Origin of the sequence: uncultured Dysgonomonas sp., from assembly GCF_900079725.1 — a bacterium.
Taxonomy (GTDB): Bacteria; Bacteroidota; Bacteroidia; order Bacteroidales; family Dysgonomonadaceae; genus Dysgonomonas.
This window is the reverse complement of record NZ_LT599032.1, coordinates 2,157,961-2,180,813: the sequence shown is the minus strand read 5'-3', so window position 1 is coordinate 2,180,813 and position 22,853 is coordinate 2,157,961. Positions and strand designations below refer to the sequence as shown.

Below are 22,853 nucleotides of genomic sequence, written 5' to 3'. Positions count from 1 at the left end.
TTGTGTTTATACTGATTTATTCTGCATTCATTGATTTTATTTTATTCGTTAGACCTTGCTGAATAGTTTTACACCAAACTAAAAAAAAGGTGTATAAAATGAAATATCAGCTTAAGAAAATTTATCCTTTATTTTTCTTGTTATTATTCGTCACAAGGATCAACGCTCAAGAATCTCTTGGAGGATATAGATTAGAAAAATGCATTGATTATGCTTTAAAAGGAAATAATGTAATTCAGCAACACAATTCTGAAATTGGTGAATCTGAATATAAAAGAAAAGAGCAGCAATCACAACTGTTACCTCAGGTTTCAATAAATAGCCAGTATGATAGATACATCGAGATACCATCGACGATACTTCCAGGGGAAATTATCGGACAGCCCGGGGAAAAGATTTCAGTACAGGCAGGTACTAAAAATGTTTTGGATCTTTCAGCTAGACTAGAGCAAGTTATTTATGATCCTAGTTTATTTCAGGGAATAAAGATAGCGAGAAGCAACGTAGAACTGCAGCGACTTCGAAAATCTCTTACCGAAGAAGAAGTTATTTATAATGTAAGCCATGTATTCTATGAAGTAATGAGTTCCGAAGAAGAATTACGAGTCGTAGATACAATATCACTAAAGCAAGAAGAGCTATTTCAAATAATCCGTCAAAAAGTCAGTGAAGGGGCTTCCAGACCAATAGATTTGAATCGGATTCAGGTGAATATTAATAATCTAAAACTTAGAAAAAAGGAATTGATTAATGTGATCTTTCAGCAGAAAAATTATCTAAAGACTCTGATCGGAATGCCTATAGAAGATTTATTTGAAATTAATTATACTTCTTCAGAATTGATTGAAATAGCTGATATTTTTCCTTCAGTAACAGGCTATAACTATATCGGACTCGATATACTAGAAAAGCAAAAAGACATTATAGGAATACAGATTAAGCAAGAAAAACGGAAATATTTGCCGGTATTGTCTGGATTGATCGCTGGGGGATATCAGTTTCAATCAGATAAATTTCAAATAACAAAAGATCCTTGGGCCAGTTCTGTAGTTGTTGGATTGAGGCTTCGTTTCCCAATTTTTGATGGCTTCGCAAAACGGAATAAAATAAAACAATTACGTTTCCAGCAGCAAAATATCGATTTTCAAATCAGGGAGAAACAACTGGAATTAGATGCTAACCAACGCAATGCTATTAATCAACTGCAAACATCCTATGAATCCATTAATGAGCAAAAAAACAATCTCCTACTTGCAGAAGATAATTATAACAAAACTAATCTACTATATCAAGAAGGTTTAATTGACATCACGGATGTATTTAATACAGAATCCACATTATTCAACTCAAAGATATCGTACATCAAAGAACTGATCAACTATAAAAAATCACACATTGATTTGTTAAAATCGCAAGGAAGATTAAGAAATAATATTAAAGCTGTAATAAAATGAAAATGAGAATTATAATCCCAGTATCGATTTTCTTTATAGGGTTGGTAATTTGGATATTATCTACTAATAAAAAAATGATGGAGGATAAATTAGAACAATCAATGATTGTTAATACGACTATACCCGTTATCACCGAAAGCCCCCGGTTTTCAAGGCTAAATAATGATATTATGCTCAACGGAACTATTATTCCGGATAAGGAGGTCTTTATCCTTTCAAAAGCAGAAGGCATATGCATACATAAATACAAAAAGACAGGTGACAGAGTTCAAAAGGGTGATGCAATTATACAAATTGAAAATACTGTTTTGAAAAAGAGTTTGACTATCGCTCAAGCTGATTATGCTAAATTTTTAAAGGATATACAGCGCTATCAATCTTTACAAACACAAGGAGCGGTATCCCAACAAGAATTGGAAAGTAGCCAGATGTCTTTGCGTGAGATGGAGGAACATATTACAAACTTAAAAGATCAAATTGAAAATACAACTATAGTCGCACCTAGCTCAGGTATTATATCTAAGACTTTTGTAGAAGAAGGACAATTAGTAACAACTGGAGGAGAAGTTGCTCATATCATCTCAGGATCGGAATTGAAATTACAAGTAAATGCAACTGAAGAAGATGTCCTCAAAATTAGTAAGAACCGGAAAGTTAAAATTCAGGTACCATCTTTAGAGAATGAATCCTTTTCTGGTATTGTGGATATTATTGCACCTAAAGCAAATAACTTACATTTCTACACTATTGATATTAAACTAGAAGGTATCGATGAATCCTTAAAGCCGGGAATGTATGCTAATGTAAACATTCAGCCCTTAGAAAAGGAAACCCAACAAATTATTATAAGTCGAAAAGCCATTGTTGGTGGACTGAAAAGACCCTATCTCTTTATTGTTAAGAATGGAAAAGCATATAAAAGAAGTGTGCAATCTGGCTTTTATAATGATAGAGAAATCGAGATTAAATCAGGAATATCTATTGATGATGTTGTCGTTAATAGTGGGCAAATAAATCTAACTGATGGTGTACCTGTCTCCATATTAAATAAACAAGACTAAGGGGATCTCCCAAATAGATATTCAATTGATAATAATACATTAAACTTATTTTTATGATAGGAACTAAATTTTTTCCCGCTATTCTTATTTTATCTTTTCTATGCTCTGCATTAAATGCACAAGAAAGTGATGAAAATAAGACTCAAATCCAGAAAAACATCAATGATAAATTCTCCGTGACAAGAACATTTGATCTTCAGGTAGATCAGTATCTTCCTGCCAATTTTGATTCTGAACTTTTCGGACAAGATTATCAAAGTGGAGAAGTGGCTAATTACACAAAATTGCGATTAACAACAAATATACCAATTATAAAGAAGCCTAAATGGACTGTTACTGGAACATTGAGATATAAATATAATTCGCTCCAATTTAAAAAACTGGAAAATAGAATAAATCCTGATATCCCATTGCATGACTACAAAGATGATTTCCATTATTTTTCCGGGACTTTGAGCTATACTTATTTTTCAAAATTGTTTAATAAGCCATTTATAATAAATGGAAGTTTAGGTTACGATGCAAGCGATAAAGGTCGTGGACTTTTAAAGGGGATTGTAGGTGGTACATTTGTATTAAAAAAGACAGATCGTACTAGGATTAGTTTAGGTGCTATTGTATTTATTGATCCTGCAGCTCCTATACCCGCAGCTCCTATTTTTGCTATTGAGCATCAGTTCCGAAATAGTGCATGGACTATGGACTTGATATTACCACAAAGGCTACTTTTTAAAAGAAGTCTACTTAAAAATGGTCGAATATCAATAGGTAGTGAACTCGACGGAGATAATTTTTATGTTTCAAATACAGCTTTTGGCTCAGGCTCTATGTATGATTTTAGGCAAATGGAGCTAAAAACGGGAATTACATATGAATATGCTGTAAAAGATTTGGTATTTACTCTAAAAGGAGGAATGTCTAATTTCTTTCAAGATCGATTAGTCGAAAAGAGCAAATTGTCTAACGATTATATATTTGAATTAAATCGTAAAGCATCAGGCTATTTTACTTTTGGAGTATCCTACAATCCATTCTAATTACCATATAAATAATTATGAAGATTGCAAAAATATCAATAACAAGACCCACTGCTGTTATTATATGCTGTGTTGCCTTAGTCCTATATGGTATTTATTCTTTAATGAATATTAATCAAGAATTAATGCCAGCGATTTCCACAGAGACAATATCAGTCAGTACAACATACCCTGGTGCCGGAGTGCAAGATGTTGAAAATTCTGTTACCAAGAAAATCGAGGAGGCTGTTTCTTCTTTGGAAGGAATAGACAATATCATGTCTACTTCTATGGAGAGTTTCTCTTTAGTAACCATTAAGTTAAAGCCTGGAGCAAAACTCAGCAAAATAATTCAAGATGCGCAAAGAAATATAAATGCGATACGTTCCGATCTACCCGAAGGAGTCAAAGATCCTTCGATAACCGATTTCAAAATAACCGATATCCCCATTATGACTATTGGTGTAACATCCTCTATTGAAGAAATAGAGCTGTTTGAAATTGTGGATAGAGAAATTAGACCACAAATTGAAAGGATTCCTGGCGTGGGAAGAGTTTCTCTTATTGGAGGGTTGGAAAAAGAAGTACAAGTCAATATTAACGAAGACAAAATAAAATCATATCAATTATCTGTAGACCAAATTGTAAGAACTTTGATTACTTCCAACATGGACTTTCCCACAGGGAAACTTAGCAATGAAGAAAAACATCTACAGATTCGATTAGAAGGTAAATTTGAGAAAATTTCAGACATTGAGAATATTGTGGTTAAGCGGCTTGAAGACGGAACAGTTGTTAAGATAAAAGATATAGCAGAAGTTGCAGATACATATAAAGAAGTAACTACCATAAATAGAACCAATGGAATTCCGTCCATTGGTATTACAATACAACGTTCTGCCGATGCCAATACAGTCGAAATATCAAAAGCGATAACCTCCCAACTAGAATTACTAAAAGCTAAATACAGAAATAAAAATATTTCTTTCGTAGTCGCAGTTGATAATGCCGAATTTACTATACAAAGTGCCGATTCGGTAATGTTCGATTTATTTTTAGCTATTATTCTGGTGGCAATAACGGTATTCCTATTCTTACAGAGCTTTAGAAATTCAATATTCGCAGCTATCGCGATACCTCTTTCTCTCATTATAACCTTTATTCCAATGTCCTTATTAGGATTTAGTCTGAACATTATGTCTTTGCTTGGATTAACGCTGGTTATTGGAATTTTAGTCGATGATGCAATTGTTGTGATAGAGAATATTCATAAACATTTAGAGAAGGGGAAAACAATAGTGCAAGCTGCTTATGATGGTGTTAAAGAAATCGGGTTTACGGTTATGTCGATAACACTTGTAATTATGGTTGTATTTGTACCGATCTCTTTCACAGAAGGCATCATTTCAGATGTATTCCGCCAATTTGCATTGACTATTGCATTTTCGGTTCTGGGAAGTTTAGCGGTGTCTTTTACAGTTGTTCCGTTGCTTTATTCCCGTTTTGGTAAACATGAAAGTATCCGAAAGAATTCTTTTTTCGGAAAGTTCCAATCATCATTTGAAGAAGTGATAACACATATAGCTACTTGGTTTAGTAAGATACTCGCATGGTCATTTTCTCATAAAATAATTGTTTTGGGAAGCGTTGTTATATTATTTTTTGGTTCCCTGTCTCTTTTAGTTCTAGGGTTTATTGGTAGTGATTTTGCACCTCAAGGAGATCAAGGACAATTTGCTATTAAATTGGAATTACCTCGTGGGGTAACGATTGAACAAACTAATCAGATAACCCTTAAAGCTGAAAGCATTGTAAGAAGCAATAATGTTGTAGAAAATGTTTTTACAACGGTAGGTGCTGAAGAAAATGGACAGACACAACCTAGGTTGTCTGAGTTACGGATAAAGCTAATTCCTCATAAAGACCGCAAAATATCATCTATTGATTTAGCAAGAAAACTAAAATTAGAACTGCAAGGTACACTTCCTGATGTTATAGTCAGCTTGGGAATGACCGACATAATGGGAAATATAGATGCATCTCCAATTGAATATTATATTACAGGACAAAGTATAGATTCAGTCCAAACTGCTGCAAACTTATTATTGAATAGAATGAAAAGTATAGAAGGTCTTATTCATCCACAAATATCTTCTAAAGAAGGGAATCTTCAAATCAGTATCATTCCGGATCGTGATAAAATGGCAGACTTAGGCATATCATTCGACAATTTGGGGAGAACTTTAAACCTTGCTTTCAGTGGTAACACAGATTCTAAATTATTAAGAAACGACAAAGAATATGATATTAATATCCGACTTGATAGGGTTGATAGAGAAGATATCCGGAATGTAGAGAATCTCTCATTGCTAAACGATTTCGGTCAACTTGTTTTATTAAAGCAGTTTGCTAAGATTGAAGAGACAGAAGGTCCAACTCTTTTAGAGAGAAGAAATAGAACCCCATGTATACGCATTACTTCACAAACTGGAGGCAGACCTATTGGAGATATTGGAACTGATATAAATAAGGCTGTGGAGAGTTTGGACTTATCTGATCAGATCAATATAATACCTGGAGGAGAACTTGAAACACAGGGCGATAGTTTTAGTTCATTAGGTATTGCTTTAATTGTATCTATCTTCCTTGTATACTTTATCCTGGTTTTACTTTATAACAGTTTTGTTTACCCATTGGTGGTTCTCGGTTCTTTACCTTTAGCTATGATAGGTGCACTCTGGGCTTTGGCTTTCACAATGGAAACACTTAATATTTTCACTATTCTAGGGATAATTGTACTTATCGGGCTTGTGGCTAAAAATGCTATTCTGTTAGTTGACTTTACTAATCATCTGAAAGCTAAAGGAACCCCTTTAAAAGAAGCTTTATTGGAGTCCACGAAACAACGATTTCGACCTATAATTATGACAACATTAGCAATGGCTGTAGGAATGCTCCCTGTCGCATTAGCCTCAGGAGCTGCAGCTGAATGGAAAAATGGACTTGCCTGGGTTATTATTGGAGGGTTAATAAGCTCTATGTTCTTGACATTAGTAGTTGTACCGTTAGTATATTATTTGATTGATAGGTCTCTAACTAAATTTAATACAGATAAAAATAAGAACGAAATATTTATAGCAGAATAAGATGCAAGCATATAAAATATTAGTCTTATTCTCTCTTTATTGCATAACAATCTATTCTTTAGATGCACAGGTTACACTAGATAGTTTGATGAGAAAAGAAGCTCCTAGTTCTGTGAAGGAGCTACTTTCTCCCAATCATATTGAACTAACAGTTGATGAATCAATTGAGATCGAGGATCGTAGCCCAGCATTTGCTGCATACAGAGATAATTTCTTTATAACAGGTATACCCTTGAACCGAAAAATAACAAATAGTTCTGCCGATGCTCTTTTTCAAGTCAGTATCAGACAGCGTCTTACTAAAACAGTTTTACCTTTTAATACATTTGCTTATTTAACATATACTCAAAAATCATTTTGGCAGATATACGAAGAATCAAGCCCGTTTAAAGACAATAATTACAATCCGGGAATAGGTTTAGGAAAATACATTATTCATGGGAATAAACTAACGGGTGCTGCTTTTCTCCAACTTCAACATGAATCAAATGGAAGAACTGGAGATGAGTCCCGTAGTTGGAACTTCTTAAGCCTTACAGGGAAGTATTTCCTTAATTCTTGGATAAGTCTCCGTGCAGAAGCATGGATACCATATGTTGACGGTGAGAACAACAAAAATTTGATTGATTATAAAGGATATGGGATATTTTCAGTTAATGTAATTAACTCGTCAAAACGCTGGTGGTTATCTTTGGATATAACACCACGAAAAGGCATCGGGAATGGAAATCTTGCTTTAGGGATAGCGTATAGAATAACTAAAAAATCATACCAATATACATTCGTTCAATTTTATAACGGATATTCAGAAAAGCTCTTAGAGTATGATAAATATTCTAACTATTTAAGAATTGGCATCTGCCTCAAACCTGACTTTTATAGTATTTATTAAAGAATAAAATAAAAATATATGTATTACTTATTGCTTGAACTATTGAGCCATGCTATGCAGAAGAGTCTCGATGTTGAGAAACCAGAAAAAAGATATAGTAATGATCCTAAAAGAGAAATTATTCAAAAGACTAGGATAAGGAAGCGTTCAAGGAATAAAGGTTTCTCAAATTGAGTTTTAAAAAATATGTTTCATTAGTAGATAATTAGAATCAAGAATACTATAAAAAGTAGTTCTTATTTATTAATTAATACATTCTGTATATTATGAAACAATTGATGATGTCGAGGTTATTTGAGCACTTATCTGCTCCCTCGAAAAAAGTATCTAACTTTGAAATGCAACATGCCTATGAAACCTTCTTAGAACATGTATTAACCTTAAATCAATCTAATCCTGATTATCAAACGATTTATCAGAGATTAAATTTTACTCGTGTAGAGTTTCAATCATTACAGTCACAAATTACATACGAGCAGGGGGAAAAATGTCCTAAGAAAGCTGTATTTACAAAAAGCTATTTCTGTTATAAACTCAGAGTTGATTCTGTTAGAAACAAGGTTTGCCCATCCTGAACGATTTATAAAAGAGCAGACCTTTAAATCCGATCTGCATATAATTCCTAAGTCAAAAGACTTGGGGATTGTCGCATTAGCAGAGATTGTCGAAAGCCTTTATCTAAGTCAGGAAGTCTTGAATAATGAAGGAAAGCCAGCAAGTAAAAGTCAGATTGGGAATAAATTCGAACTGATCTTCAATGTTTCTTTTGGCGAGATCTCAGATAAGACCTGTGAAATATATAAACGAAAACCATTCAACCGAACGAAAGCTCTCGATTTCCTTCGTAATATGATCATGCGTAAGGATAAAGAAACAAGATGAAAAATAATGCATTTATAACATATTGTATATAAGTTGATTTCAAATAATCATTAGAGGGGTAGTTAACTATCCCTCTATTTTTCTGTCTCCAATTGTCAGTTCTTTGCTTTACCAATCGATTGGAATTAATCAATTATTAATTTCAAAACAAAGAATTATGTATTTAGACAATGAAGACTTTCTATCATGGATGGAGAAACTATTCAAGAAGCTTACAATTATAGGTAGCGACCTAAAAGCAATGATGGCTACAGGAGAAGCATTTAACAATGAAGATAAATTATTAGACAACCAAGATCTCGCTTTTCTACTAAAAGTCAGCTATCGAACACTTCAAAGATATCGGGACAGTGGTCAGCTTCGTTATTTCCTAGTCAGGCGAAAGACCTTTTATCGTATGGCAGATGTCAAAGATTTTATCCAGTCCTATGCCTCAAAGAAGGAGATTGTAATGTTCAACAAGGGCATAGAAGAGGGTAAAATCCTGAAATGATTCTGCATTTACTCATCTAAGCAGAATGAAGCAAAAAGGTGAGGGCTGTGTCAGTCTATCACCCTCCCTAAAGGCTCCGCATTTAGCAGAAACACCCTCGCTCCACCGCTTCGGATTGTTTAGCTAAATTGAGCAAGAGGGAACTGGACTATCGTCCTGTTCTCCTCTTGCCCTTCGGGGCAAAGCCTTCGGCTTTAGTGCTTTATTAAAAAGCACTGTTATAACACTTGCTATAACTGGAATTGATAGACAATTCTGCTTAAGCAAGTTATATATATGAATAACTATAAAATAGTTATAACAATGGAAAAACAGAATAGAAAAACCATCTTTACCACCATCGCGATAGATAAGGAAACAGATAGGATTATAGAGAAACTCAGCAAACGCTATTTGCTGAAAAAAGGAGAAATAACAAAACTTGCTTTTCAGTATTTAGATAAGGCAAATATCAATCCGAGCGAAGCTCCCGAATCAACAAAGGCAGAACTAAGGAGGATCAATAAACGGCAGGATGATATTATCCGTTTTATCCGACACTATGAAGAAGAACAGCTCAATCCAATGATACGGACAAGCAATTCAATTGCCATAAGATTTGACCAGATTGTCAAATCAATGGAAGATATTATCCTTTCCCATCTTAAAGCCAATCAGGAAGGGCAGAGTAATTTATTAAGAATGTTAAGCGAAAAATTCACAGGACACGCAGATGCAATAAACAATCAGGCGAAACAGCTATCGGCAATATATAAAACACAGCAGAAGGATAATAAGAAATTACTTCAATTAATTAGCCTTTATTCAGAACTAGCCACAGCAGGATTAATGGATGGAAAACGAAAAGAAAACCTAAAAACAGAAATTATAAATCTGATAAATGAATAATAGCACCAAACACACACAAAGAATAGACTAAATGAATATAGATTTTCCACCACCATCAAATGGAGTATATAACAATGCAGGTAGCTGTAGACGACTAGGAAATTACCTAGAGCACGAAGACTTAGAACGTATGGAGAAAGGTATTTATACCGAAGGCTTCTTTAACCTGACAGAAGAGAACCTGTATAAATCACAAGTTGTAAAGGACATAGATAACAATAAAGCTCAACTACTGAAAACAGATGCTAAGTTTTACGCTATCCATATCAGCCCATCGACGAAAGAGTTACAAGCAATGGGAGCAACTGAACAAGAGCAGGCCGAAGCCATGAAACGCTATATCCGTGAAGTGGTTATTCCCGAATATGCCAAAAACTTCAATAAAGGATTATCGGCAGAAGATATAAAGTTCTACGGAAAGATACATTTCGACAGGGATAGGTCAGACAACAAACAGAATATGCACTGCCATTTGATTGTAAGCCGTAAAGACCAATCCAACAAAATCAAAATAAGTCCGCTAACCAATCACAAAAACACAAAAAAAGGAACGGTTAAAGGAGGGTTTGATAGGACTAATCTTTTTCAGCAAGTTGAGAAAGGTTTTGATAAATTTTTTAATTATAACAGACCTTTAGATGAAAGCTTTGAGTATTATAATGCTATGAGGAACGGTTCTATATCCGAGCAGATAAGTTTGCAAGAAGATATACTTACCTGTGAAAAAGAAAATAGGCAAATAAGCTTAGGTGCAGATGTGCTGATAAGTAAAAAAGAAGAATTGGAACAACGTAGAACTGTTGAAAAGCAAAATATTAGAAGAGAAACTAACAATCGGCAAGGTTTGTAATCGCTATTTAACCTTTATAATTGTAGGTGTTAAACTCCATTTTTAAATGTCTCAAAATAGATTTTATATAAGAAAGTTTTGTTTCTTCTGGCATTTTTTTTAATATTTCTAAATCTATATCTATATCCAAGATTTCTTTATAAAAAGTATAATCAAAGTTACTTTTAAGAGAGAACATATCCAATAAAGTTGGATTTTTAGGTTCTAGATATGATAGTTTGTCAACTTCGTAGAGGAAGGGTTCAAAATCACTTGCAATCAAATTATACAGCTTGATGGCAAATCTTTTATTTTTGCCATCATACATAGTTATATGAGGCTTAAAATCATTATATGTTAATTTGTTCCACACCTTTTTAAGAGCGTTGTTATCATCACATCTGAAGTAAACTGTATTTTGTCCAAAAGGGAAAAAATTCTCGACAAAAGAAATATACAGTATCTCACCAGAGATAATATTTGACCATTTTGCAACAAAATCGTCTCCTACTTTATTTTTATATGGTCCTCTAACTGTAATATGAGCTTCCGTCCGCTGATTATAATCGCAGATTAGTTTGATAGAGTTTAAATACTTTTTTAATCTATCATTTTTGGGGTAAAGCACATAAAAAGAATTTCTTCTATCCATTTATATTAAAAGTTTGGGAAGAATGCATTGTTTATCAACGGCTTCTAGAATATCAAACAATTCATCTCCAAATTGTCTACTTTTCTCAAATGCAATATTTCTTTCTTCTTTATCACTAATCCAATTTAGCATTTCTTGACTTGGCACTTGTGTTTTATCAATAAACCATTGATACGAATTAAGTGCTTTCTGTATTTTATCTGAAACATTTGAATTTATACTCTTCAATGATTGTAATCTTTCTGTAGGTGTTAGCAATGCTATTTCTTTCACTTCATTTTGATCTATTGTTCCTTCACGTGCAAGTAACATTAAGACAAAAGAGAAGCAAGTAAGTTTTCTCGAAAACTTTAACTTCAAATTCTTAGTATGAGCTACAAGTTTTTCTTGACCTGAATTTTGATTATCCACTTGTTTTCGGATCCTTCGATGCTCATAATTTAAACATAAAGATTTCCAAAATCTAATAATATCATTTGTCAAATATATTGGTTGAAAATGCTCTGTGTGGTCATGGAAGTCTACATAATAGCAATTGATTATTTCTGATAAACATTTATCATATAGTGCCGCATTATAAATAGCCTTTGATTCTAAGAGTAATAACATTCTAGCTGTAAAGAAATTGAAATAATCATCTGATGGGCTACCTAGATTTTTCTTCATATCCTTTAACCATAGGGCATTCAGATACAATCCATCTTTACTGAACTCAGGCAATCCAAAATTACGACAAATTTTAATTATCTCCGCATTAATAAGAGTTTTCTCTAAATTAGAAGCTTGTTGTTCACCTGTATCAATTAAAAAAAGATCTATATCCGAATTTTTGGAGGCTTCGAGTCGTCCATAGCTACCTGTTGAATATATACACAGGTTGCTATCTTTTAATTCTTGAATTTGAGAGACTCGGTTTGATAGTTCTTCAATTCTCAAGAGACTGTAATTTCGGTGTTCTTTTAATTCCATAGATATACATTTTATAGGACTTATGTGTTTTCAAAGTGCAATATACAAAAAAACTGCCACATTATTTCCCTAACCTACTCTATAACAATATCGTTATAGTCTAATACAATATGACAGATCAGAATATTCGGCTTATCGTTGCGTTTGTGATTACTATAATATAAATTATTAAAATTAGAAACCTCTATGTGATCACTAATTAAATTTATTGTGTTGAGGTTCTCTAACAAATTTATTGCCTCTTTATGCTTGTTTAAATGGGCATTAAGAATACTGTACACATCGCAAGCATTTAATATCTTATTTTTATCTTCCGACTCAAGAAAGGAAATCATTCCAGATAGAGAGGTATTAGAACTTGGGTAATATTTCTGATCAGTTGTAAATCGAACTATCCCCTCATGAATATATTGATAAATGATATTTTTATTAAGGCGTTTACATTCAAAAATGTAGTACACATTATCCTCTAACCCTGAAGAGCAAACTTTAATATCTAATATACCTGTTCTTATATTGTTATATAATTCTTCGACTCCGCAGTGAAATTTAAAGTTTTCTAGTCCAAAAAAAACTCTATTTGGTTCTATATAATCATTAACCAAAACATTTCTGAGGTAATCTTCTAAATCCAAAGACGTTTTTTCTCCCTCTTTCTTATTGCGGATTGACATCATTTCTTTTAACAACTCACTTCTTGACACTTTCAATCCACTATTTTTGAGTTGTGAATATCCATATATTATAAGTTCTAAACTGGTTTTAAACGTATAATTGATAGAACCGAAATTATTTTCTACAAAAGTTTCTGCACCTACCATAGTTCAATTTCCTTTTTGCATTAAACTAATTTCCGCTTTCACTATTTCTTGTTCAAAATCTAGTGCATCAATATAAGCAACAGCAGAGTGCCATACTTTGCGCTCATTCGGCTTGATGATATAAAAATATGTTGGAGCGAAGCCTCTTACATCTTGTTGTATAAAAAGCTCTTTGCTTACCTGATAAAGAGATAGTTCTCCTAAAATTAGGTTCAAGTCATCTTTACTTACTTTTCGTGGATCTACTTCGTCAATAGAAGTTTTTGAAACTATATGAAAATTTATTCTTAAAAAGCTATTCGAGTATACAACCTCGGGAATAATTTTTTTCCCTATGCTTTTAAATCGATTGATAAAATGATTCTGAAAGATTTCAGTATATTCACTTATGTAATTTTGGTCTTGTTCAGAAGAAAGTTCTAACGATTTTAAGCTATCATGATTTTTTTCTCTAAGTAGAGATGGAATAGATACATTCAATGCAAAATCAATAAGGGATGCTTCTTTTTTTGAGATATTATAAGCTTTGTATATTTCTTTTTCAATCTCTTGTTTTAAAGAAAAGATGAGTTTTTCATTATCTTTATTTTGCGTAATAGAAATAGCTAATTCACCTAATCTATCGGTTAACTTGAGTGGAAGATTAAAGAAATCTTCAAAATTAAAACGACTTTTTTCTACACCAATAGAAGAGCCTGTATTCAATGCATAATAAGTAAATAATTTAGAATTAAACATAGCTGTTAATGCATTCAATTGCAGATCTGTGCAATCTTTAGGAGGAAGTAAGGCCGCAACGGTGGCTGTATAACATATATTCTCTTTGCAAAAAGCTGTCACGGCTCCAAAATAATGTTCTCCTGCATATAAATTAGGTTTAAGCACGACTCCTTTTTTCATGATTACACGATTTCCTTGGAAATATTTTAAAAGAGGTATATATCCCAGTATTCCTTTTTTTACATTCTCATTGTTCTTGTAATCTTTATTTGTCTTAATATATTCTTCCCACGTTGTTGGTGTAGTTATGAAATAAGGAGAAAAACCTTTCTCAGCATCTAAAAAGAGATATTTATAAATAGCAGAAGCTTCTTTTTGTATATCTCCATCAACAGCCTTAAAACCGCCATTGTAATCGTTAAACCCTAGTTCAGCTACTGTCTTAAATTGAGACTTTAATCTACCAATGAATTGAAAATCTAAATGATTCCCAAAAACTAATGTTTTCCATAACCAATCAAAACCTCCAAATTTCTCTATAAAATACTGTTGCTTAACTTTCTTTACATCATGCTTTTCTATTACAATACTTTTATATGTTGTGAAGAAAATATTCGGTTTTACTGTTATATGTTGAACTACATTATTTAAAACTTTATATCTATCTAACTCTGGTTCGAATGTAATAATTGATGCTGGATATCTAGCCGTGTCAAATACATGATTCCCTCCACGTATTTTGTTATTAATAGGAGAAAGTTCTAACATTTGACGGACTTTGAAATTCTGCAAGAAATAGCTCCTGAATGATTTTGAGTCAGTATTATACAGTATTTTACTGGTTATAACAAAAGAACATTTTAATTGATTTTGATTTGATTTTGCAAAATCACTTGTTCTAACAAGAAAAGCTTGACATATTTCTTTATCACCAATGCTGAGAGTCAGTTGATCTTCCTTCTTATTTCCTTTGTTTTCCTCAGAATTTCGTCTTTTAATGTATTCAACATATTTGGACTTAGAGACTTTCCCCCAAGGGGGGTTACCAACAATGAAATTTAAATCCTTGATTTCATTGTTAAACTCATGATCTATATTAAAGAAATCGGCATCATCTCCTCCAAATAGGTTTTCTCCCTTAAGATTTTTAAACTTAAAATTTTCTATTTCAGCTGGTTTCTTATAATCAAGAATGGTTACATATAATGAAAAAATTGTTATATCAATAGCATCAGCATCAATATCTATTCCATATATGTTAGCTTTTATTAAGCTCCATAAGCGGTCATCAGGAATCGATTTTTTAGTCAGAGATATTTCTTTCTCTACAATTTTCCGTAAGGTCTCTACAAGAAATATTCCTGAGCCACAAGCAGGATCAAGGATTTTACAGTTTGTATCATTCTTATTTTCTAAGAAAGGAACAACCGTTTGAGATAAGATATAATCAACAATATAAGGTGGGGTATAATATGCTTTAATTGTTTGTTGCTTAGATATTTCTCGGATTTCATTTTCGGATTTTTTCCCTATGAATGTTTCGTAAATACTACTTATTAGCTCTACAGGGATTACCTCAAAATCATATAAATCGAATAATGATCTTTGAACAACATAGTTAGCATATTTTTCTCCATTTTGGAAGAATGAAGCACAATTGAATAAATGGCTTAATACATTAAGGTGAGACTCGTTTACTATTTCATATTCATTATAAATAATGTTATCAGTCCTATTTTTTTCTATAAGTGGAAATATCTCTCCATTATGTTTATCTGTCAAATATGAAAAGAATTTGTATATGAGATCCCTATCTGATATTATACTTCTAAAAGCTTTTTTTCGCTCTTCCTTTGTTGCTCCTTTTATAATCTCTTGATCGCTGAACTTTACATCTCGATCTATTAGGTAACTGATAAAAAGAAGCCTACCTATTAGCCTATTTGCAGCTTTGGGTAAAAGGTTTAAACCATCTTTAGCAACTAAGATGCGTCTTGCATCTATAATATTGTTCAATAAGAATGTATCAATTGACTTACTCTTTGCCCCCAACTTTTTATAAACATTTCCGTTTAGTTGATTTACAAAAGAATAATCGTCAAAATCTCTTATTGTCCCATTTCTTAGCAAAAAATCAAGATGGGAATTTTCAAAATTATTACCGTGAAATAAATCTAATGAATTGTTTCTATTTATAAATACTAATTGTGCAAGACTAAAGTTAATAATATGCTTATGAATATTCTCTTCTTCTTCCACTGTTGGATTGTCAAAGAAAAAAATAAATGATTTATTAAACGGAGTTGGATGATCATCCTCTGTTTTTATATCACTGAAAATACAAAAAAATGCAACAGGTCTTATAACTTCCTTTATTAATCGGCTTATTCTATAGGGGAAATTGTGAATCCATGAATCGTATTCATTCAGATGAAACAATCCATTTTCTCTGTTAAAGCCAAGTTGTTCATATAATTGGTTTAGCCGATTCACTTTATCTTTTAAGAGTTAATTAAAAAATCTATACCTTAATATACAAAGATAATTTAAAAGAAATATTGTAACATGGTTTTAACAAAATATCTAATTGGATCTTCATGATAAATATTAGGCATAAATATCTTATGTTATATTAAAAGATATCTTATATTTGCATCAAAAGAAATCGAAATACATGATACGACAAGATGAAATAGCCTTAGTTATAGACTCACAAAGAGATAGTTTTCTTAAACGAGATTCGGGATTTGTTCGTGATGCACTGGTTAATGTACCAGTTGCAGATTCATTTGCGACAATCATAACAGGTATCCGCCGTTGTGGAAAAAGCACCTTGTTATTACAATTGCTTCGTCGAGACTATCAGGATGCTATATATTTAAACTTTGATGATATTCGTTTGTCTGGATTTGAAGTAGGTGATTTCACTCGACTTCATAGAGAGATAGAAAAACGAGAAATAAAAGTTTTATTCTTTGATGAGATACAAGTTGTTGAGGAATGGGAAAAGTATGTAAATCAACTTTTGAGAGACGGATATAAAGTATTTATTACAGGCTCAAATGCATCTATGCTGAGTGTTGAATTGGGAACACATTTGACAGGTCGACACTTATCGATGGAACTATTTCCTTTTTCTTATTCAGAGTTTATCCAATTCAAAGGACTGGATAATGGCGAAGATGCGGTAATAGAATATCTAAAGATGGGAGGTATACCCGAATATGTAAAGACTGGTATGGCATTTATTCTAAATACTCTTGTTGATGATATACTAATGAGAGACATAGCTGTAAGACATTCTGTTCGTGATGTTGTTTCGTTACGCCAATTAACAGCCTATCTGATAACTAATATTGGCAATCTTGTATCAGCAAATAAGTTAGTAGGGATGTTTGACATAAAATCGGCAGCTACTTTCTTAGAATATTTTTCCTTCTTGAAAGACTCTTACTTATTGGAATTCATGCCAATGTTCAGTCACTCGCTCAAAATACAGGCTCGCAATCCAAAGAAAGTATATGTAATGGATATGGGACTTTATACAGAAAACTCCATATCAACAAGTGAAAATATGGGGAGACGTTTAGAAAATCTAATCTTCTTGCATCTTCGTAGAAAATACAAACAAATATTCTATTATAAAGATCGTGGAGAATGTGATTTTGTAGCAATGGAGAAAAACACAATCAAAGAAGCAATACAAGTGTGCCTGAATATAAACGATGAGAACTTCGACAGAGAGTACAATGGTTTATTAGAAGCTATGCAGAATCTTGGACTCAAAGAAGGAACAATCGTTACTCTCAACCAAAGTGACAGATTTGAAAAAGATGATATAGTTATCAACATGATACCTATACATCAGTATCTTGATTAGCAAATGCACCTTTTAGGGTATAGATACACATCAGGAACTATCTATTATACCCTATTGGTGATAATCGTAAGTAAAATAAGTATTCTCAGATCAGAAACTTATCTTTATTATATTGATTTAATGTGTTGAATTTTCTAAAAATAAGCCATATCTTTATTGTACCACAAGAAGTTGTGAAGTAAGCAGAAAAATAGTGACATACAATCGTAGCCTGACTCAAGGACTACTTTTTAGACATCATGCAAACTGGCTTGTATAGCCGAGTTGAAGATATACGACCCGTCCCAGCGGGATCACTAGAAAATATTAAACTCTGTAAATAATTTATTTACAGAGCTTTTTTTATTGATCCTGCAGAATCAGAACCCACATATAATAATTATTTTAATATTTTATTTTCAGTTATTTATAAGATCTATCGATTTTGTGTTTATAAACAACAAAGGAAAAAGCACTACTAAATTGTTACTGTTTGTCTCTGATTTTTATCTATTTTCAACCGCCAAGTGAAAACAACTTTTCCAAATCAATTAATTCCTGTTATCGATTATCATTCCTAACCACTTTCCGAGTATTAATAATGCAATTGACTGTTGATCTTAAACCTTTTAGTGGTGTATTGCTTAAAAATAAGAAATCAGCCTCATAAACACAATTGAACCTCCCGGTAACATCGTTTGAGCCGCAAAGTAAAATAATTCTGCACATATTTCTTTTTAACTAATTCATAAAGAATATGAAAGTATTTGGAGGAAAAGTATTTTTGTTCATAGGCATGCTTTATTGGTTGATGGAGCTTTTACCATTCATTGAACTATAGCTCATGAGGTTCTATTTTAGATTTAATAAATAGTGACTACCGAAGATTAGGATGAAAAATTAGGAAGCATTTTTTATTTGTTTTTTAGAGATTACAAAAATAATGCTTCCTTGTTTTTCCAATTATAAATTTATCTTTACCTATAGAGAAAATAGTAAAGGTAAAACATCCCTTTATGTCTAAATAATTAATAGAATTCTCAATCATATTGATTATATTTGTTTTTAACCCGTCACATTAACGCAGATCATTAACCCAATCTAATAAACCATGTTTCATTATCGGAGAATAATATCGCTTATTAATTTGCTGATACTTACTGGAGTATACTCTCTATCGGCTCAATATGGGTTCAGCCATGCTGTCTTGTCGGATCCACAGAAGCGTATGAGTCAGTCAGTATCCGGAATGGTAAAGGATACGAATGGATTTTTATGGATAGCCTCGCGTTCAGGCATAACCCGCTACGATGGGTATAATTACCGACATTATCAACTAGCTGAAGCTGAAGTTATGCAGGATAATGATGGCAGAATAGTGTATGTAAGAATGGGACCTGAGGAGGCACTGTGGGCTTTTACTGACAGAGGCAAAATATATGAATATTCCGCCTTATCAGACTCGTTCAAGTTTATAGATGATATTAGCATCCGGGATTCAGGACGCTGGTTGAATGATCTTTATCTAGACCAGATGGGTATACTTTGGTTGGGTACATCGTGCGGCCTGCTTCGGTTCGATGCGAAAAAGCCCGGAACTGATATCTTAGCATCATCCTCAAAAATAGGCGTGAACTGTATTATTCCCCTTTCTGGAGGGAAATTAGCTATTGGAACTACCAATGGAGTAAAATGGACCAATACAGAGACTAATACGACCGAAGGTGAAACTTTGGCCGAAGGGCACAATATAATGAGTTTATATTATGATTCCAAATCTGATCTATTATGGATAGGTACGTTCAGCAATGGCATCAGAATATGGAACGTTAAGGATAAGAAATATCTGTCTGTAAAGTGTCTCGATAATCTTCCTCCCTCTCCTGTGAAAGCTATCAGGGAATGGAAAGACAATATATACCTGATAGGGTTCGACGGACGTGGTGTTTATGCTGTCGACATCATTTCTGGATATTGTGAACAGATACTTTCCGACTCAGATCATCATGGGCGTATACTGAAAGGAAACGGCGTTTACGATATTCTCGTGGACGATAACAATATCTTGGTAGCTACCTATACATCGGGAGTGACAGCAATAAGTGAACGCCGTAACTTTGAATGGATCAGTCATCAACCTAATAACGAACAATCAATAAAAGGCTCGCATGTGTATGCAATACACGAAGACCGCGACGGCGATTTATGGTTCGCCACTAATCAGGGCATCAGTTTATTGCATACCTTATCGGGAAAGTGGACTCATTTTCTTGAACAATACAACAGTTTCCTTACTATCTGTGAAGATAAAAACGGAAAAATATGGACAGGAGGGTACAGTACAGGTCTTTACCGTATAAATAAAGCTACAAGAGATATTTACCATATACCTTCTTTGAGTGAGGCGTCGCAACTCGACTGTATCTATTCTTCCTATTGCGATGCAGAAGGGGATTTGTGGTTCGGTTGTCTTTATACACCTTTTGCCCAAGTGTCATTTAAAGATGGTACACAAAAGATCTCATTACATAACATAAATGAAATACGGTCGATAAATTCTTTCAATAAAAGGACACTTTTTCTTGCCACATCCAACGGCTTTTACCTGTTCGATAAATATACTCATAAGAGAAGACTTTTCTTTAACGACCCCATCGGTATAGGTATTCAGAGTAATAGTTTCATCTATTCATCGGTGGTTATTGGCGATGAGATATGGTTTGGCACCGACGGTGGCGGACTTAACTGTATGAATATGAAAACAAGAGAAGTTCGTACTTTTTCCACTAACGATGGATTGCTATCCAATTTTATTTATGGTATTATTAAGGGACGAAACGGAATATTATGGATTAGTACCGACAAGGGTGTGTTTTGCTTTGCTCCCTCAACCGGAAAGTTACTCTATAACATAGACCTGCCAACCAAGGACTTTCTGTTCATGTCATTTGCACAATTATCCGATGGAAGAATGGCTTTTGGGAGTACAGATGGTGCTGTAATATTTAGCCCCGATCAGATGACTAAAATGGAGAATGAAACGCAACTCTATTTCACCGACTTTATGCTCTCTTACCAGTACATAACTCCGGCTGATGCACCCGAAATACTGAAAAGTCCCTTGTCCGAAACAAAAAGTATCTCACTGGGACACAATCAGAATTCGTTTTCTATGGGTTTCGTCGCCCCCAACATTTACCGTAAGCATAACTATACCTATAAATACATATTGGAAGGCTTTGATGAGGGCTGGACTACAAGTACACAATCTACCCGGGCAGGTTACACCAATATACCTGCCGGAAAGTATCGGTTTAGGGTTCAATGCCTTGATGGGATAGACGGCGTATTACTCGCTGAACGCGAACTCGATATAATTGTCCGCAAACCTTTTTGGAATACATATCTGGCATGGGCTTTATATGGGTTAGCACTGGCGATACTTGTCTATTGGGGTTGGAGATATTATCGCGAACTTATGCTAAAAAAAGCCTCGCGTGAGAGACTCGATTTTTTCATTAATGTAGCACACGATATCCGGACACCACTATCTCTCATAATGGCTCCTCTCGACAGTCTTGACCAGTTAGCCGGATTGGAAACAAGAGGGATGGAATATCTCAGACTGGCCCGTTCTAACGCCAACAAATTACACACGATGGTGTCTCAGTTGCTGGAATTCCATAAAGAAGGAATGTCCGATCCGGGCAGGCAAAAATTCACTATATGCGAATTACAGGACATTCTAAAAGATAAAGTAATCCAGTTCGAACCACTGGCCGCAGTAAAGAATCTGGAGATATCAATAGAGTCTCCGCCCGAAATTATATATATCGAAACACGTTTAAGAAAACTTGACAGTATTCTTGACAACCTGCTTTCCAATGCTGTGAAATATTCTCCCGGGCCGGGTAATATCATTGTCCGTTTAAGCACGAAGGGTAAAAAAGCTGTAATTGAAGTGCAGGATTTCGGTATAGGCATTGCCAAAAAGGAACAGAAAAAAATTTTCCGGGAAATATACCGGGGAACCAATGCGATCAATTCAACCGAAACCGGTGCGGGAATAGGACTTATGTATACATACAAACTAATGAGGCAAATAGGAGCGGAATTATCCTTCGAAAGTGAACAAGGTAAAGGGACATCATTCTTCCTTACATTCCCGTCCTATAATACCGGAGTAGCAAAGGATCATTCGGAAAATACTATACACAAAATACAGGAAAAAGGTAAGAGAAAGAGATCAACTTTAGCTAACCACCATTATAATATACTGCTTGTTGAAGACAACGATGACATGCGGAATTACCTTTCAGGTATTCTTTCTTCCGAGTACAAGGTATATAGCGTTCCTTCAGCTGAAAAGGCATTGGACTTTTTCAAAAAGAACAAAGCTGATATCGTCATATCAGATATTATGATGAGCGGAATGCGCGGAGATGAACTGTGCAATCAACTCAAAAGCAATATAGAGACTTCACATATACATGTGATTCTTCTAACTGCCATCTCCAACAAGGAGAGCATGATAGAAGGCCTGTCTTTAGGGGCTGACGATTATATAACCAAACCATTTGATGTAGATGCTCTAAAAATTAAAGTTTCTAATGCACTCAAAACCCGTATACACCTCCAGCAGTACTATATGACTTCCGACAGCCTGCAAACCGTCAGGCCTGATAATGTAACCACAGAAACAGAAGACCATGTGAAACCCGCCACCCTAGACGAACAGTTTATAGCTAAATGCATAAAAATAGTGAACAACAATATCTCCAATAGCAGTTTTTCGGTAGAGAACCTTTGTCTGGAACTGGCTATGAGCCGGACATTGGTTTATGAAAAACTGAAGGCTCTTACCGACCAGTCACCCAATGAATTCATACGCACAATTCGTCTCCGGTATGCAAAAGAACTACTGCTCTCAAATAATTATTCAATCGTTGAGGTATCACTTATGGCAGGATTTCTCGATGCCAAATATTTTAGTACTGCCTTTAAGCGTCATTTCGGCGTAAGTCCTAGTAAAATCGGGCCGTGAAGCGGCGGTCCATTATCTTCTAAAAATTAAAATATGTCAATTTTCAAACTTTATTTTGACAGTTTTCAAACCTACGGACGATAAAAAATGCTTTAGTTTTGTACTGAGCATTCCTCAATTTAGACCG

At 33.9% G+C, this 22,853-nt stretch carries 15 protein-coding genes; 11 read left to right on the top strand and 4 right to left on the bottom strand.

What is annotated here, in order from left to right; genetic code table 11:
* Positions 1-98 precede the first annotated feature (98 nt).
* The 9 genes from QZL88_RS09110 (at position 99) to QZL88_RS09070 (ending at position 10,682) form a co-directional block, all read left to right on the top strand.
* Entirely contained in the window at positions 99-1,454 is a 1,356-nt protein-coding gene (locus tag QZL88_RS09110) for a TolC family protein (protein WP_296940315.1), read from the top strand.
* On the top strand, positions 1,451-2,515 hold the full coding sequence (locus QZL88_RS09105; protein ID WP_296940313.1) for an efflux RND transporter periplasmic adaptor subunit: 1,065 nt from the start codon (positions 1,451-1,453) through the stop codon (positions 2,513-2,515). The genes QZL88_RS09110 and QZL88_RS09105 overlap by 4 nt, the downstream gene beginning before the upstream one ends.
* A 53-nt stretch (positions 2,516-2,568) precedes the next feature.
* The gene (locus QZL88_RS09100; protein ID WP_296940311.1) at positions 2,569-3,552 is read left to right on the top strand and encodes a hypothetical protein; all 984 of its coding nucleotides are present in this window, start codon (positions 2,569-2,571) and stop codon (positions 3,550-3,552) included.
* Positions 3,553-3,569: 17 nt separating this feature from the next.
* Positions 3,570-6,677 carry an efflux RND transporter permease subunit gene (locus QZL88_RS09095; RefSeq protein WP_296940309.1) on the top strand — a complete coding sequence of 1,036 codons (3,108 nt, stop codon included), beginning with the start codon at positions 3,570-3,572 and terminating at the stop codon, positions 6,675-6,677.
* A gap of 88 nt (positions 6,678-6,765) precedes the next feature.
* Positions 6,766-7,569 carry a phospholipase A gene (locus tag QZL88_RS09090; RefSeq protein WP_296940307.1) on the top strand — a complete coding sequence of 268 codons (804 nt, stop codon included), beginning with the start codon at positions 6,766-6,768 and terminating at the stop codon, positions 7,567-7,569.
* 540 nt (positions 7,570-8,109) lie between these two features.
* Positions 8,110-8,451, top strand: coding sequence for a hypothetical protein (locus QZL88_RS09085; RefSeq protein ID WP_296940305.1), 342 nt, complete (start codon positions 8,110-8,112; stop codon positions 8,449-8,451).
* Positions 8,452-8,608: 157 nt separating this feature from the next.
* The gene (locus QZL88_RS09080) at positions 8,609-8,944 is read left to right on the top strand and encodes a helix-turn-helix domain-containing protein (RefSeq protein WP_296940303.1); all 336 of its coding nucleotides are present in this window, start codon (positions 8,609-8,611) and stop codon (positions 8,942-8,944) included.
* 303 nt (positions 8,945-9,247) lie between these two features.
* Positions 9,248-9,832 carry a BfmA/BtgA family mobilization protein gene (locus QZL88_RS09075; RefSeq protein ID WP_296940301.1) on the top strand — a complete coding sequence of 195 codons (585 nt, stop codon included), beginning with the start codon at positions 9,248-9,250 and terminating at the stop codon, positions 9,830-9,832.
* Between the two features lie 31 nt (positions 9,833-9,863).
* Positions 9,864-10,682 carry a DUF5712 family protein gene (locus QZL88_RS09070; protein WP_296940299.1) on the top strand — a complete coding sequence of 273 codons (819 nt, stop codon included), beginning with the start codon at positions 9,864-9,866 and terminating at the stop codon, positions 10,680-10,682.
* Between the two features lie 7 nt (positions 10,683-10,689).
* Here QZL88_RS09070 and QZL88_RS09065 read toward each other — a convergent pair whose 3' ends face one another.
* The 4 genes from QZL88_RS09065 to QZL88_RS09050 all read right to left on the bottom strand — a co-directional run bounded on the left by QZL88_RS09065 (position 10,690) and on the right by QZL88_RS09050 (position 16,316).
* Positions 10,690-11,313: a hypothetical protein gene (locus QZL88_RS09065; RefSeq protein WP_296940298.1), complete on the bottom strand. Its 624-nt coding sequence runs from the start codon at positions 11,311-11,313 to the stop codon at positions 10,690-10,692.
* Positions 11,314-12,282 (bottom strand): hypothetical protein, encoded by a 969-nt coding sequence (locus QZL88_RS09060; RefSeq protein ID WP_296940295.1) that lies wholly within the window; start codon positions 12,280-12,282, stop codon positions 11,314-11,316.
* Positions 12,283-12,356: 74 nt separating this feature from the next.
* Entirely contained in the window at positions 12,357-13,103 is a 747-nt protein-coding gene (locus tag QZL88_RS09055) for a hypothetical protein (protein WP_296940293.1), read from the bottom strand.
* Positions 13,104-13,106: 3 nt separating this feature from the next.
* Complete coding sequence (locus QZL88_RS09050) at positions 13,107-16,316, bottom strand: DNA methyltransferase (RefSeq protein ID WP_296940292.1); 3,210 nt, start codon at positions 16,314-16,316, stop codon at positions 13,107-13,109.
* Positions 16,317-16,497: 181 nt separating this feature from the next.
* Between QZL88_RS09050 and QZL88_RS09045 the strand changes: the two genes are divergently transcribed.
* Together QZL88_RS09045 and QZL88_RS09040 are read left to right on the top strand one after the other, a co-directional pair.
* Positions 16,498-17,703 carry an ATP-binding protein gene (locus QZL88_RS09045; RefSeq protein WP_296940290.1) on the top strand — a complete coding sequence of 402 codons (1,206 nt, stop codon included), beginning with the start codon at positions 16,498-16,500 and terminating at the stop codon, positions 17,701-17,703.
* Positions 17,704-18,829: 1,126 nt separating this feature from the next.
* Positions 18,830-22,726, top strand: a complete 3,897-nt coding sequence (locus tag QZL88_RS09040) for a two-component regulator propeller domain-containing protein (protein ID WP_296940288.1) — start codon at positions 18,830-18,832, stop codon at positions 22,724-22,726.
* Positions 22,727-22,853 lie beyond the last annotated feature (127 nt).

Excerpts from the sequence above, each read along its gene's own strand:
- QZL88_RS09110 (WP_296940315.1), top strand. The coding sequence starts at position 99 with ATGAAATATCAGCTTAAGAAAATTTATCCTTTATTTTTCTTGTTATTA.
- QZL88_RS09105 (WP_296940313.1), top strand. The coding sequence starts at position 1,451 with ATGAAAATGAGAATTATAATCCCAGTATCGATTTTCTTTATAGGGTTG.
- QZL88_RS09100 (WP_296940311.1), top strand. The coding sequence starts at position 2,569 with ATGATAGGAACTAAATTTTTTCCCGCTATTCTTATTTTATCTTTTCTA.
- QZL88_RS09095 (WP_296940309.1), top strand. The coding sequence starts at position 3,570 with ATGAAGATTGCAAAAATATCAATAACAAGACCCACTGCTGTTATTATA.
- QZL88_RS09090 (WP_296940307.1), top strand. The coding sequence starts at position 6,766 with ATGAGAAAAGAAGCTCCTAGTTCTGTGAAGGAGCTACTTTCTCCCAAT.
- QZL88_RS09080 (WP_296940303.1), top strand. The coding sequence starts at position 8,609 with ATGTATTTAGACAATGAAGACTTTCTATCATGGATGGAGAAACTATTC.
- QZL88_RS09075 (WP_296940301.1), top strand. The coding sequence starts at position 9,248 with ATGGAAAAACAGAATAGAAAAACCATCTTTACCACCATCGCGATAGAT.
- QZL88_RS09070 (WP_296940299.1), top strand. The coding sequence starts at position 9,864 with ATGAATATAGATTTTCCACCACCATCAAATGGAGTATATAACAATGCA.
- QZL88_RS09065 (WP_296940298.1), bottom strand. The coding sequence starts at position 11,313 with ATGGATAGAAGAAATTCTTTTTATGTGCTTTACCCCAAAAATGATAGA.
- QZL88_RS09060 (WP_296940295.1), bottom strand. The coding sequence starts at position 12,282 with ATGGAATTAAAAGAACACCGAAATTACAGTCTCTTGAGAATTGAAGAA.
- QZL88_RS09055 (WP_296940293.1), bottom strand. The coding sequence starts at position 13,103 with ATGGTAGGTGCAGAAACTTTTGTAGAAAATAATTTCGGTTCTATCAAT.
- QZL88_RS09045 (WP_296940290.1), top strand. The coding sequence starts at position 16,498 with ATGATACGACAAGATGAAATAGCCTTAGTTATAGACTCACAAAGAGAT.